Origin of the sequence: Devosia sp. Leaf420 (assembly GCF_001425445.1) — a bacterium.
In the GTDB taxonomy this organism is placed as follows: Bacteria; Pseudomonadota; Alphaproteobacteria; order Rhizobiales; family Devosiaceae; genus Devosia.
In genome coordinates this window covers 439,359-452,719 of the sequence record NZ_LMQU01000001.1, presented here as the reverse complement: position 1 = coordinate 452,719, position 13,361 = coordinate 439,359, and the positions used below count along the sequence as shown (strand labels likewise).

At 61.2% G+C, this 13,361-nt stretch carries 11 protein-coding genes; 9 read left to right on the top strand and 2 right to left on the bottom strand.

What is annotated here, in order from left to right:
- The first annotated feature begins 42 nt into the window (after window positions 1-42).
- The 9 genes from ASG47_RS02305 to ASG47_RS02265 all read left to right on the top strand — a co-directional run bounded on the left by ASG47_RS02305 (window position 43) and on the right by ASG47_RS02265 (window position 10,782).
- Window positions 43-1,065, top strand: coding sequence for a LacI family DNA-binding transcriptional regulator (locus ASG47_RS02305; protein ID WP_061907104.1), 1,023 nt, complete (start codon window positions 43-45; stop codon window positions 1,063-1,065).
- Between the two features lie 93 nt (window positions 1,066-1,158).
- Window positions 1,159-2,853: an ABC transporter substrate-binding protein gene (locus ASG47_RS02300; RefSeq protein ID WP_061907103.1), complete on the top strand. Its 1,695-nt coding sequence runs from the start codon at window positions 1,159-1,161 to the stop codon at window positions 2,851-2,853.
- Between the two features lie 141 nt (window positions 2,854-2,994).
- Complete coding sequence (locus ASG47_RS02295; protein ID WP_061907102.1) at window positions 2,995-3,969, top strand: ABC transporter permease; 975 nt, start codon at window positions 2,995-2,997, stop codon at window positions 3,967-3,969.
- Window positions 3,970-3,972: 3 nt separating this feature from the next.
- On the top strand, window positions 3,973-5,010 hold the full coding sequence (locus ASG47_RS02290) for an ABC transporter permease (protein WP_082511512.1): 1,038 nt from the start codon (window positions 3,973-3,975) through the stop codon (window positions 5,008-5,010).
- Window positions 5,000-5,971, top strand: coding sequence for an ABC transporter ATP-binding protein (locus ASG47_RS02285; RefSeq protein ID WP_061907101.1), 972 nt, complete (start codon window positions 5,000-5,002; stop codon window positions 5,969-5,971). The genes ASG47_RS02290 and ASG47_RS02285 overlap by 11 nt, the downstream gene beginning before the upstream one ends.
- Window positions 5,953-6,969, top strand: a complete 1,017-nt coding sequence (locus ASG47_RS02280) for an ABC transporter ATP-binding protein (protein WP_061907100.1) — start codon at window positions 5,953-5,955, stop codon at window positions 6,967-6,969. Before ASG47_RS02285 ends, ASG47_RS02280 begins: the two co-directional genes overlap by 19 nt.
- A 159-nt stretch (window positions 6,970-7,128) precedes the next feature.
- On the top strand, window positions 7,129-9,321 hold the full coding sequence (locus ASG47_RS02275; protein ID WP_061907099.1) for a putative bifunctional diguanylate cyclase/phosphodiesterase: 2,193 nt from the start codon (window positions 7,129-7,131) through the stop codon (window positions 9,319-9,321).
- 148 nt (window positions 9,322-9,469) lie between these two features.
- Complete coding sequence (locus tag ASG47_RS02270) at window positions 9,470-10,492, top strand: sulfate ABC transporter substrate-binding protein (protein ID WP_061907098.1); 1,023 nt, start codon at window positions 9,470-9,472, stop codon at window positions 10,490-10,492.
- Between the two features lie 71 nt (window positions 10,493-10,563).
- The gene (locus tag ASG47_RS02265; RefSeq protein WP_061907097.1) at window positions 10,564-10,782 is read left to right on the top strand and encodes a hypothetical protein; all 219 of its coding nucleotides are present in this window, start codon (window positions 10,564-10,566) and stop codon (window positions 10,780-10,782) included.
- 167 nt (window positions 10,783-10,949) lie between these two features.
- Here the strand turns inward: ASG47_RS02265 and ASG47_RS02260 are convergent, their stop codons facing one another.
- Window positions 10,950-12,239: an amidohydrolase family protein gene (locus tag ASG47_RS02260; protein ID WP_061907096.1), complete on the bottom strand. Its 1,290-nt coding sequence runs from the start codon at window positions 12,237-12,239 to the stop codon at window positions 10,950-10,952.
- Between the two features lie 173 nt (window positions 12,240-12,412).
- Window positions 12,413-13,360, bottom strand: coding sequence for an ABC transporter permease (locus ASG47_RS02255; RefSeq protein WP_061907095.1), 948 nt, complete (start codon window positions 13,358-13,360; stop codon window positions 12,413-12,415).
- Between the last annotated feature and the right edge of the window lies 1 nt (window position 13,361).

Below are 13,361 nucleotides of genomic sequence, written 5' to 3'. Positions count from 1 at the left end.
GATCGGTCCCACAGAGGATCGGCAGCGGAAGGGAGGGAGTGCATGGCGACGATTGACGACGTTTCGAGACGCGCCGGTGTCTCCCGTTCCACCGTGTCGCGCGTCGTCGCCGGCAATGGCTACGTTTCCGAATCCAAGCGCAAGGCCATCGAGCAGGCCATCGCCGATCTGGGCTATCGGCCCAATACCCATGCCCGCGCGCTGCGTTCCAATCGATCCAATGTCATCGGCGCCGTTGTCGTCGATATCGGCACGCCCTATTTCGCGAGCATCATTTTTGGCGTGCAGCGCGCCGTCCGTCCTTCCGGCAAGTCGCTCATGGTGTCGTCGGGATATGCCGACGAGGACCAGGAATCTCGTGCCATCCTCGAACTCATCGATCGCTCCTGCGATGGCATCGTGCTCTATCTCGAGCATCCCATGCGTCCCGATGTGGTCGAGATCCTGCGCGCGGCGCGCATCCCCGTCGTCTCCATCGGCAAGGATCATTGTCCGCTCTCGCGCGGCAACGTCGTGCTCGAAAACTATCAGGGCGCCCGCAATGCGATGACGCATCTGCTGGAGCAGGGTCACCGCGACATCGTATATCTCTCTGCTAATCTTACACTCGGCGATAGCCAGGAGCGTCTGCGCGGCGTCACCGATGCGCTCGCCGCCTTCGGCCTGACACTGGACGACATTCATGTCGTCTACGGCATGTTCCTCGAGCGGTTCGGCTATGGCGCCACCAGGACGCTGATCGAAGAGGGCAGGGCCTTCACCGCCATATTCGCGGGCGACGACGATATCGCCGCAGGCGTCTATGAGGCGCTCCGAGAATTCGGCCGCTCCGTTCCAGGCGACGTCTCCGTCATGGGGTTCGACGACGCGTTCTTCGCCAAATACCTGACGCCGCCGCTCAGCACCGTCCGCCAACAGGTGGATGCACTGGGTCAGCAAGCGGCCAATCTTTTGCTGCGCCTTATGGATGATCCGACCTCTGGCCCCCTCAGTGCCAGCGTCGAGACCAGCCTCGTCATCCGAACAAGCGTGGCGCCTGTCCAATCGATCAAGGAGGTCGCGTAACCGTGTGACTGCCCGGCAACTTGGAGGAAGCCGGCATAGTCTGACAAATATGGGATCGATCCCAGAATTTCTGCCAACGAGGAGGAGAATCAATTGGCGGTTAAAAATCTGAAGTCCATCAAGGCCCTGGCACTACTAGGCGCAGGTGCGGCCACTTTGGCCCTTTCAATACCGGCGCTCGCCCAGGATAGGGTCGTGCTCACCCTGCACCCCATCGATAGCGACGCTCTGGTCGAGAATTTCAATCCGAACAATCCCACCGGACCGCAGCAGATGGTCCGCGACTTTGCTTACGAGCCGCTCTGGATCGACAATATCTGGAACCCGGACAAGGATTACCCCGCGCTCGCGACCTCCTACGAGATCGCCGACGATCTCATGTCGATCACCTACAAGCTGCGCGAAGGCGTGAAGTGGAGCGACGGCGAGGATTTCAACGCCGACGACGTGGTCTTTACCTTCGACTATGCCAAGGCTCATCAGGATTACCCGATGGGCATCGACGTCTATGTCGAGGATACCGATACCGGCTCCGTGGTCAGTGCCGAAAAAATCGACGACTACACCGTCAAGTTCAACCTCAAGGAACCGGACTCCCTCGCCAAGTTCGCGCTAGGCGCCATCTATACACTCCCCCAGCACATCTGGGCCGATATCGAAGATCCGAAGAACTACGCCAATACCAAGCCGGTCGGCACCGGTCCCTGGACCGAAGTCACCAATTTCTCGCGCTCCTCGGTCGAGCTCTGCCGCAACGAGACCAGCCGCTACAACGCAGAAAACGCCATCGATTGCCTGCGCTTCCTGCAGCTCAATGGCAATGAGCAGATCATCGCCGCCATGTCGGCCGGCGAAGTCGATTGGCTCGGCACGGGCCTCACCGATCCCGAGATCACCTTCACGCCCCAGAGCGAGTTCAACAATTATTGGCTCCCGCCCGGCGGCGATGTGAACCTACAGATCAACACCACCAAGGCGCCTTTCAACGATCTCGAATTCCGCAAAGCCATTTCCGTCGCCATCGACCGCGACACCATCGTCGATATCTCGACCTTTGGCCTCACGACCCATACACGCTTCCCCGTCGGCACTGGCGAGACCTATGCCAATTGGTTCGATGAAGCCGCCCTCGAGCCCTATACCTGGCTGATGCAATACGATCCCGACAAGGCGATCGAACTGCTCGATGCCGCCGGCTTCGTCGATGCCGATGGTGACGGTTTCCGCGACAATCCCGATGGCACGCCGATCTCCTTCGAGATCAACATCCCCAATGGCTGGACCGACTGGATCAATACCGGGCAGACCATCTCGGAAAACCTGCAAGATGTGGGCGTCAATGCCGTCGTCCGCACCATGGATCAGGGTGCCTGGAACGATAAGGCCCGCACCGGCGATTTCGACAGTTACATCATGTGGACCAATGGCGGCCCGACGCCCTACAACACCTATAATCCGATGTTCAATCCGCGGAACATGGAAAAGGGCCGCGTCGATTATCAGGCCATGCACCAGATGCGCTTGCCCGAAGTCGAAGCCGCGCTCGACGCCTTCCGTGGCACCGCGGATCCCGCCGAGCAGATGACGCAGATGAAGAACATCCACGTCGCCGTGGCTGAAAATCTGCCCGTCATCGGGCTCTTCGCCAATCCGACCTGGTACGAGTATTCGACCCGCAATTTCGAGGGCTGGGTGACCGAGGAAAATCCCTATGTCCGTCCCGTCGTCTTCGAAGGCACCCGTGAGCGCGTCATCCACGCTCTCTCACTAAAGCCGATCGCCAAGTAGCCTGCGCTCCTGCGGCCACGCCGCAGGAACCAGACCCGACAGGCGCGTTCTCGCGAGCCCCCAAAAGTCCCGTGCGAACGCTGCCCAGGCCGAGGCGAGGTTCACTCCCGGCCCCGCCCGGTTCCTTTGAGGATTGGACAGATGCTTTACATCTTGCGGCGCGTCGCCTTTTACCTGGCCGCGTTCTTTGTGGCGGTGACGCTCAATTTCTTCATCCCGCGCATCATGCCGGGCGATCCTTCGGCGCGCATCATCGCGTCCTTCCAGGGGCGCCTCAACGAAGCGCAGATCGAAGCCATCCGCGCCTCCTATGGCACCACCGGCTCCATGTGGGAGCAATATCTGAGCTATGTCGGCCAGGTCATGCGGATGGATTTCGGCATCTCGACCGTCCAGTTCCCCGAGCCGACCTCGTCGCTCCTCTTTTATGGCGCCACCTGGACCCTCGTCCTTGTCGGCATCGCGATCACCTTTGCCTTTCTCATCGGCACCATGATGGGCATTCACGCCGCCTGGAATCGCGGTGGCTTCTTCGACAGCGTCTTCACGCCAATCAACGTGATGCTCAATGCCTTCACGCCCGCCGTCGTCGCGCTGCTGCTGTTTTACGCCTTCTCGCTTCAGCTCCAGTGGTTCCCGCTCGGCCGCGCCCACTCGACCGGCCTCTCGCCCAATTGGAGTTTCGAATTCATCGGCAACGTTCTCTATCACGCGACCTTGCCGGTGCTTTCGATCCTCATCGTTAGCTTTGGCGGCTGGCACCTCGGCATGCGCAATGTGATGATCAATCTCCTCAACGAGGATTTCGTCATCCTGGCCCGCGCCAAGGGCCTGAGCGATCGCCGCGTCCGCTATCGCTACGTCGCCCGCAACGCCATCCTGCCGCAGATCACCTCGCTCGCCCTTTCGGTCGGCTTCCTCCTCGGCGGCGCCCTCGTCACCGAACAGGTGTTCAATTATCCCGGCCTCGGCAAGTTCACCGTCACCGCCATCGAGAGCCGCGACTATTCCTTCATCCAGGCCCAGCTCCTGCTACTCACCATGTCGGTGCTGGTCGCCAATTTCCTCTCCGACATTGCCAACGTCGTTCTCGATCCGCGCTTGAGAAAGGGCTGACCCATGGCCGACATCACCCAAACCGCCTCCAGTTCCTTGCTCGATCGCCTCGACGACGCCGCGCTCGCCAGCGCTGCCCCCAGCCAGATCGAATTGATACGCGAACTCCGCATCAAGCAAAAACCCGGCTGGACCAGCCGCCTCTCGCCGTCGGTCGCCGCCTTCGTCACCAATAAGAAGGGCATGATCGGCGTCATCATTCTCCTCGCCATGATCCTGTTCTCGATCCTCGCGCCCATGTTCAGCGAGTACAATCCGCACCGCCGCGCCGGGAAACCCCATGTCGCGCCGGGCTATGAGCACGTCCTCGGCACCACCCGTATGGGCAAGGACGTCTATACCCAGGTCGCCTATGGCGGCCGCATCAGCCTCGCCGTCGGCTTCGGCGCCGGCATCGCCGCCGCCGTCATCGGTCTCGCCATCGGCATTTCCGCCGGCTATTTCGGCGGCCGCGTTGACGACATCCTCACCTTCTTCGTCAATGTCGTGCTTGTCCTGCCGGGCCTCCCCCTCATCATCGTCATAGCCAGTCTGGTGGATAGTGCAGGCCCCCTTGTCATCGGCATTGTCCTCGCCCTCACCGGCTGGGGCTGGCCCGCCCGCACCATTCGTACGCAGACCCTCTCCCTCCGCACTCGCGAATTCGTGCTCTCCGCCGAGCTCATGGGTGAGAAAAAGTGGCGGATCATCTTCAAGGAAATCTTCCCCAATATGCTGAGCTTCTTCATGGGCGGACTCGTGCTCGGCACCATCTCGGCCATCCTTGCCGAAGCCGCCCTGAGCTTCATCGGCCTCGGCGATCCCAATGCCGTCACCTGGGGCACCATGCTCTATTGGGCCCAAAACAACATGGCGCTCCAGACCGGCGCCTGGTGGGAAATCTGGCCACCGGCCGTCGCCATCATGCTCACAGGCGCTGCGCTTGTGATGATCAATTTTGCAGTGGACGAAATCACCAATCCGCAGCTCAAGGCCTCGCGCGGCATCGGCGGCATCAAGCGGTTCCTGCGCAGCCGGGGGAGAAGCGCCGATGTCTTCTGATCGTGCTTTGCTTGAGGTGCGAAACCTCACCGTCGACTATGTCGGCGAACATTCCATCGCCCGCGCCGTCAATGGCATCGACTTCGATATCCGCGAGGGCGAGGCCTTTGGTCTCGCCGGCGAAAGCGGCTGCGGCAAATCCACCGTCGCCTTTGCCCTCGCGCGTCTGACCCGTCTCCCCGGTCTCGTTTCCGGCGGCGAAGTGCGCTTAAACGGCGAAAACGTCCTCAAATTCGATAAGGCGCGGCTCAAAGCCTATCGCTGGAATGAGGTCAGCTTCGTTTTCCAGTCGGCCATGAACGCGCTCAATCCGGTCATTCCCGTCGCCGAGCAGATTACCGACGTCATCGAAACCCACAATCCCGGCCTCGGCGCCGACGGCGCCCGGGCCCGCGCCGAAGAACTCTTCGAGCTCGTCGGTATTCCGCCGGCGCGCCTCGACGATTTCTCCCATCAGTTCTCCGGAGGCATGCGCCAGCGTATCTGCATCGCCATTGCCTTGGCGCTCAATCCGCGCCTTATCATCATGGATGAGCCGACCACGGCGCTCGATGTCGTCGTCCAGCGCGACATCATCGAGCAGATCGTCGACCTCAAAGCCAAGCTCGGCTTTTCGGTGCTCTTCATCACCCATGATCTCGGCTTGATGATCGAATTCTGCGATCGCATCGGCATCATGTATTCTGGCGAGCTGGTCGAAGTTGCGCCATCCGAAGCCATTCTCACCAATGCGCTTCATCCCTATACCCGCGCCTTGGGCAATAGCTTCCCGCCTTTGACTGGCCCGCGTCTCCGTATGGAAGGCATTCCAGGCTCTCCACCGGATTTGCGCTCCTTGCCGCAAGGCTGCCGTTTCGCGCCGCGCTGCCCGCGCGCCATGGACATTTGCCGTGTCGAAAATCCCGAACTGCGTCTCTACCCCGAGCACAGGAGCCAGGCTGCATGTCACTTGCTGAACTAGAAACGGCTAGCCCGACATCCGCTCTCGCCGAGCCCGCCATCATCGAGATGGACAATGTCGATAAGGAATTCGTCCTCGGTGGCGCCTTCCTCAACCAGACATTTTTGAAAGCGCTCTCCGGCGTCTCGCTCCGTCTCACCCGCGGCCGCGCCTTGGCGTTGGTCGGCGAATCCGGCTCCGGCAAATCCACCTGCGCCCGCATGCTTGCCCGCGTCTATGAACCCACCAACGGCTCCATTCGCTTCCACGGCGAGGACATCACCAGCTTCCACGGCGACCGCATGCAGCAATATCGCTCGCAGGTGCAGATGGTTTTCCAGGACCCCTTCGGCTCGCTCAACCCCACCCAAAGCATCGGCTACCACCTCGAACGTCCCCTGCGCCTCCATCGTCCCGATCTCAGGGGCAAGGCGGCGATCAAGGCTGAAATGCTCCACCTCCTCGAAGGCGTCGGTCTCCGTCCCGCTGCTGATTATCTGACCCGCCGTCCCCACGAACTCTCCGGCGGGCAGCGTCAGCGCGTCGCCATCGCCCGCGCGCTTTCCGTTCGCCCGCAAGTCCTCCTCGCCGACGAACCCACCTCCATGCTCGACGTCTCGGTGCGTCTCGGCATTCTCAATCTGCTCGAAGACTTGAAACGAGAGCGCAATCTCGCCGCGCTCTACATCACGCACGACATTGCCACGGCGCGTTACTTCGCCGAAGACGCCGCGGTCATGTATGCCGGGCATGTGGTGGAGCAGGGGCCCAGCACATCGATCACCGACAACCCCTCGCATCCTTACACACAGCTCCTCATCGAATCCGTGCCCAACCCGATGCGAAAGGTCACGACAGGCAACAAGCGCCGCGCTGCTGATATCCCTTTGTGGACCCGCGATAGCCGCGGCTGTCCCTTCGTGTCGCGCTGTCCGCGCGCCACTGCGATTTGCAAGGAGAACATGCCGGCGCCCGTCGCGGTCGGCCCGGGCCACATCGCACGGTGCCATCATCTCTAGTGATGTGGGTTAAGGTTCAGCCTTAACTTGCGCAACAGATGCAAAGCGCCGAGACAACTTTCTTGATCAAATAACTCTGCGCTTTGCATTCTTTCTCTCCGAATTAAACCAATTCCTCATTTGCATGGCCCTACAACCTCTCTGATCAGAGGCAGCAACATGGCGGTTTCATCTTCCTTCGTTGATCGGGGCGCGTCCGCACAGATCGTGTGGACATCGGCCATTCTCGCCTTGTGCATGGCCGCCGTCGCCATGGTCGCAGGCTGGTGGGCCGTCCAGAGCATCGATGGCCGCTGGCTCAACGAAGAACGCACGGCGATTGAAACCGGCATCTTTCAGATCCGGTCCCAGCTTGCGACAGATCAGAACACCGCAATCATCGTTGATGGCGATATCGGCTTTGACGGCAATGGCTATATCGACCGCCGTCTGACGACGGTCGCCGGCCACAATCGCGCTTACATCATCGGTCCCCGCGGCCGCATTCTGCGCGCCTCTGTCGATGGTCACTTCGCAGGCCGCACCCTTCTCATGTCGGACGCCTTCGTCCTTAAGCCCATCATCGATGAGCTGCGGCTCAAATTGGCCCGTATGCAGTTCGACGATCCGAGCCTGATGCGCGGCAATGCTACTGGCCTGGCCGCCCTTGAAACAGTTGGCTTCTCCAACGGCGACCAGGGTTTCATCAGTATTCGCCCCATCGATCGGCCGAGCAGCGAGCCGGGCAGTTCACTGCTTCTCGTCTCGATCAAGCTGATCGATCAGGCTGTCATCAAAAAGCTCGGCACCGATCTCAAGGTCGCCAACCTCCATCGCACCACCGATCCGACATCGAGCCCGCTGATCGTCCTGCGGGATTCGAGCGGCAAGACAGTCGCCAACCTAACCTGGACGCCGTCGCGGCCAGCCCAGGCCCTTCTGCGCGAAACCGCCCCCGCGCTCATCACGCTTGCTGCTTTCTGCGCCGGCATGTTCATTGCCATTCTGCTGTGGCTCTACAAAACGACCCTGGTTCTCGAAGCCAGTCGCGCCCAAGCCACCTATCTCTCGCTCCACGATACCCTGACCGGTACCGCCAATCGCGCTCTGTTCGAGCGCCGCCTGCGCGAGGCCAAGGAATATCAGTTCCTTGCCGAGACCAAGGTGCTGCTCATCTCGGTCGATGTCGATCATTTCAAGTCGATCAACGATACGCTCGGTCATGCTGCCGGCGACATCATTCTAAAAGAGGTCTCTCGCCGCCTGACCCTGGAGATGCCCGAAGACGCGACCGTCGCGCGTCTTGGTGGCGACGAATTCGCCGTCATCCATCCCGGCATCATCAGCGAAGGCCAGGCCCGCTGGATCTGTCAGCGCCTCGTCCAGTGCACCAAGAGCCCGATCGTCCTCGGCAACGAACGCATCACCATCACGCTCAGCATCGGTGCTGCGCTCGAAAAGGCCGAGGAAATGAGCGGCGAGGAAATGCTCCGCCGCGCCGACGTGGCTCTCTACGTCACCAAGCAAGATGGCCGCGACGGCTTCTCTCTCTATAACGAGGAAATGGACCGGACCCGCCGCGAACGCCGCGCCCTCGAAGTGGAGTTGCGCAATGCGCTCATCACCAATGAAGGCCTGCACCTCGCCTATCAGCCCGTCTACGACGCGAAGCAAAAGACCATCGCAGGCGCCGAGGCCTTGGTGCGTTGGGATAATCCCCGCCACGGTCGTCTTTCTCCCGATGCGTTCATCGCTCTCGCTGAAGAGACTGGCATCATCGATCAGTTGGGCGAATGGGTCCTCCGCCACGCCTGCCGCTTTGCGCTCGAAGCTGGCCTGCCGCAGGTCGCGGTCAACTTCTCGCCCATCCAGTTCCGCAATCCCAAGCTCCCCGCCACCATCCTCGCGGTCCTCGCCGAGGAAGGCCTCCCGCCGGAACGCCTCGAAGTCGAGATCACCGAAGGCACCTTGCTTCAAAACTCCGAGGAAGTGCAGGCTGCGCTGGGCGAACTCCGCAGCGCCGGGATCAGCGTCGCCCTCGACGATTTCGGCACGGGCTATGCGTCGATCAGCTATTTGCGCAGCTATGCCGTCGATAAGCTCAAGATCGACAAGTCCTATGTCCAGCGCATCGATGCGGAACCCGCCATTGGCCACATCGTCCGTCTCATTGTCGGCACGGCGTCAGCGCTCGGCATGAAGGTCACGGCGGAAGGCGTCGAGGACACGCTCCAGAGCGACGCCATGACTGAAATGGGCTGCACCTATCTTCAGGGCTATCTCTATTCCCGCCCGCTGACGCCCGAAGCGATGACCGATCTCCTGACGGCCGAAGGTGGTAAGAGCCAGCGTCCCACGCACCTCATCGCCTGACCGTCGCCAGCATAGATTTGCGCTTCCTTGCGCGATGGCATCCGCCCTCAGAAATATTTTCTAATTCGTTAAGCTCCCCAGCAAGCCCGCGCCTTCCCAATCACTACCGAGTTGATAGGGTTTGTTCAGTCTCATGAGGGAGCCTTCGATGAACCGAACTGCCAGGCTTTTTGCCTATACCGCCCTAGCGGCCTCTTTGGTCCTCGGCTTTGCCGCGACCGTCCAGGCGCAGGACCGCACGTTGATCAACGTGTCCTATGACCCCACCCGCGAACTCTATCGCGATTACAACGGAGCTTTCATCAAGCACTGGCAGGAAACCAAGGGCGAGACCGTCGCCGTGCAGGTCACCCATGGCGGCTCCGGCTCCCAGGCCCGCACCGTTATCGATGGGCTCGAAGCCGACGTCGTCACGCTGGCGCTTGAAAGCGACATCAACGCCATCGCCGATGCCGGCCTGATCCCTGAAGATTGGCGCGGCACGCTCGAAAACAACAACGCGCCCTATACCTCGACCATCGTCTTCCTCGTCCGCAAGGGCAATCCGAAGAACATCAAGGATTGGGGCGATCTCGTCGGTGATGGCGTCGAAGTCATCACTCCAAACCCCAAGACCTCGGGCGGCGCCCGCTGGAATTTCCTCGCGGCTTGGGCCTGGGCCCGTCAGGCCAATGGCGGCGATGACGCCAAGGCGCAGGAATATGTGACCAACCTCTTCAAGCACGTCCCCGTGCTCGATACGGGCGCCCGCGGCGCGACGACCACCTTCGTCCAGCGCGGCATCGGCGACGTTCTCCTCGCCTGGGAAAACGAAGCCTACCTCGCCCTAGAAGAACTGGGCCCCGACGCTTTTGACATCGTGACCCCCTCGGTCTCGATCCTCGCTGAACCCCCGGTCGCGCTTGTTCCGGGCAATGCCGAGAAAAAGGGCAATACCGACCTCGCCCAGGCCTATCTTGACTATCTCTATTCCGATGAAGGCCAGGCGATCGCTGCCAAGCACTATTACCGCCCCTTCCGCCCGGAAGCGGCAGCCGCCGAAGACATCGCCCGCTTCGGCGACGTCAACCTCGTGACGATCGCCGATTTTGGCGGCTGGCGCGAAGCCCAGCCAAAGTACTTCGGTGACGGCGGCGTGTTCGATCAGATCTACACTGGCCCAACTCAGTAACATCGCTCCAGCGGCCGGCTCCAAAGCCGGCCGCACCTGTTTTCAGCCCTAGAACCCTATGGGGGGACGACATGGTGAACTTCTTTGGAATTTTCGATCCCGGCCGCTTCAAGCGCCGCGCAGCCGATGAGGCTCCGGGCAAGGCCAACTTCTTCGGCGGCGCCGGTCCCGAGCTCGCTTGGGGCCTCGTTCCCCTCAGCCGCGCCGAAGTCGAAGCCTGCTACCTCGCCGGCAAAGCCCCAGAGCCCGACGAAATCGCGTCGAGAAACGATCCGGAGCCGGTCTACTAAAGCCGCTGGCATCATGCGTAAAGGAAAGGCCCCGATCGGGCGAACGATCGAGGCCTTTATACACGAGCCGGGGACAGGTCTGTGCATCACCAAAACGCAGATCCCGCAGCATGGTTCCGAAAAAAGTTTGCCTGCCCCAAACTTTTTTCTGCCGGGGTTAAATCCGCTTAATTCGCGCTAGGCCCAACCCGCGCGGGATCAAGCCGAGTTGGCCGATCGGGCAGCGCCAACGCCGTCTGCCGCGGCGCCGTCCGCGCGATCACCCGCCCGCCCTTGATCACCGCAATCCGTGTCGCCCGCAGCCGAATGGCTTCGATCGTGTCCGTTGCCTGCAGTAGTACCATATCGGCCTTCTTGCCCACTTCGACGCCATAGCCTTCGAGATGCATGACCTTGGCCGGCCCGGTCGTCACTGCGTCGAAACACTGCCGCATCGCATCGCGGCTCGTCATCTGCGCCACATGCAGCCCCATCGAGGCAACATCGAGCATGTCGGCCTGCCCGAGCGAATACCAGGGGTCCATCATGCAATCCTGCCCAAAGGCGCAGGTGATCCCATAGGTCAGCATTTCCGGAATCCGCGTCATCCCGCGGCGCTTGGGATAAGTGTCGTGCCGCCCCTGGATGCCGATATTGATATTGGGGTTCGCCGTGGCCGAAACATCCGCCTCCGCCATCAGGGGCAAGAGCTTTGAGACATAATAATTGTCCATCGAATGCATCGAGGTCAGATGCGAGCCATTGACCCGCCCCTGCAGTCCCAGCCGCTGCGTCTCATAGGTCAGCGTCTCGATATGACGGCTCAGCGGATCGTCCGTCTCGTCGCAGTGAAGATCGACCAAAAGCCCGCGCTTCTCGGCAATCTCGCAGAGGGCCTTCACGCTCGCCGCGCCGTCGGCCATCGTCCGCTCGAAATGCGGAATGCCACCAACCACATCGACGCCCATATCGAGCGCCCGGTCGAGCAGTGCCACCGCGCCCGGCGAGCGATAATACCCATCCTGCGGAAACGCCACCAGCTGCAGATCGATATAGGGCGCCACGCGCTTCCTGACCTCGAGCAGCGCCTCGACGCCCAGCAGCCGATCATCGCAAATATCGACATGCGTGCGGATCGCCAGCAGCCCCTGCGCCGCCGCCAGATCGCAATAGGCCAGCGCCCGCTCCACCACGGCTTCATGGGCCAGCAGAGGCTTCAACTCGCCCCAGATTTGAATGCCCTCAAGCAGCCGCCCGCTCTCATTGAATCGCGGCTGCCCCAGCGACAGCGTCGCATCCATATGAAAATGGCAATCGACAAACGGCGGCGACACCAATTGCCCATCCGCATCGATCACCTCGCCAGCCTCACCGCCCAAATTGGCCTCGATCGCCGCGATCCGCCCATTCCTAACGCCGATATCGACACCCTTCCGCCCATCCGTCAGCGTCGCATTGGTGATTTTCAGATCAAACATTTTTGGTCCTTAAATTTCTCAGGCGCCCGCACGGAGCTTTAGGTTGTGTTGCCAGTTGAGCCAAAGCGAGTCGAAAATGGTGGTTTTCGAGAACCGGAGCGGAGCGTACATCAGTACGTGAGCACCGGAAGCGCAGAAAACTGCCATTTGCAGGCGGATATGGCCAACTGGACCTAGTGGCGCTGCCCCTTGGTCCAAGGCTGCAATAGCGCTCGCGGATAGTCCGCCCGCCGAGCCACCAGGATCAGCGCCACGATCGAGAGCAAATACGGCATCATCAGGAACACCTGACCCGGCACCACTTGCCCAATCTGCGCCTGCAACCTGATCTGGAACGCATCGAACGCGCCAAACAGCAGAGCCCCCAACAGCGCCTTGCCTGGCTGCCATGACGCAAACACCACGAGCGCAATGCAGATCCATCCGCGCCCATTGACCATGCCAAAGAAGAAGGCATCGAACGCCGACATGGTGAGAAAAGCCCCACCCAGTGCCATCAGCGCCGATCCGACAACCACGGCACCAACGCGCAGCCCCATCACCGATAGCCCTTGCGCCTCAACCGAAGCCGGATTGTCTCCAACCGCCCGAATAGCGAGGCCCAGCGGCGTCCGATAAAGCACCAGTGCTACCAGCGCGACAAACACCAGCGCCAAGAAAGTCAGTGGCGTCTGCTGAAACAGCGCCGGCCCGATAAACGGAAGGTCCGAAAGCCCCGGTATCGACACCGGCTGAAACGCAGCGATCCGCGGCGGCGAACTCACATCGGGCAGGGCGGTGCGATAGGTGAAATAGCTCACGCTTGTCGCCAAGAGCGTAATCCCGATCCCCGACACATGCTGCGACAGCCCCAAAATGACAGTAAGAAGCGCATGCAGCAGCCCAAACAGCGCTCCGGCAAGCGCAGCAATCAGCACGCCGCCCCATAGCCCTGCGCCGAGATAAACCGCGAGCCAGCCCGCCATGGCCCCTGCTACGAAAATCCCCTCGATCCCGAGATTGAGCACCCCGGCGCGCTCGCAGATCAGTGCGCCCAACACGCCGAAGATCAGCGGCGTCGCGATGCGGATGGCCGCAGCCCAGAAATTGGCCGAGCCCAGAATGTCGAACAAAACGTCCATC